Annotated in this window: 1 pseudogene; it reads right to left on the reverse strand. The window is 76.9% G+C overall.

Annotation, left to right across the window (positions count from 1 at the left end):
* Positions 1–100 precede the first annotated feature (100 nt).
* A pseudogene (locus tag K6I33_RS35595) lies at positions 101–562 on the reverse strand (carboxylesterase family protein); the annotation flags it as partial.

Below are 562 nucleotides of genomic sequence, written 5' to 3' on the forward strand. Positions count from 1 at the left end.
GGGCTCCTCGCGGGGAACGGCGGGCCACGTGAGTGCGCCACCGTACCGGCGCCGCCCCTCCGCCGAGGAGCGTGCGCCGAAGTCCGCCCGCTCGGCCCCGTCAGGCGGGCAGGTCGTACGGCCGGACCGTGTGTCCCTCCCAGACCTTCCGGGACGGCTCCTCCGGGTACGGCGCCGTGCCCGGTTCGGTGTCGAGGAGGCGGGTGAGCCGTCCGTCGGTGGTTCGGTGGGCGGGCCAGCCCGGGGTGCCGTGGGTCGCGAAGGCCGTCCACGAGCGGCGGATCTTGTCCCCGAGGGCCAGCAGGTCCTCGGGGACCGGGCCCTCGCCGAGGAGCAGCCGGGCCTGCGGGGCGTCGTAGGTGCCGAACAGCAGGGACACGTCGAGGCCGTGGGGGGCGCCGAGCGCCCCGCCGAGGGCGGGGGCGGGTCGGCGCAGCTCGTAGAGGTGTGCCGTGCCGCCGCCGGCGGTGTGGGCCTCGGCGAGGTGGAGCGAGGGCATGCGGAACAGGACGTCGCTGTGGACGGTCTCGAAGAGGTCCACGGGGGCCGCGTCCGGGTAGGC

The sequence above is a fragment of the Streptomyces sp. UNOB3_S3 genome, from assembly GCF_020740895.1.
Lineage (GTDB): Bacteria > Actinomycetota > Actinomycetes > Streptomycetales > Streptomycetaceae > Streptomyces.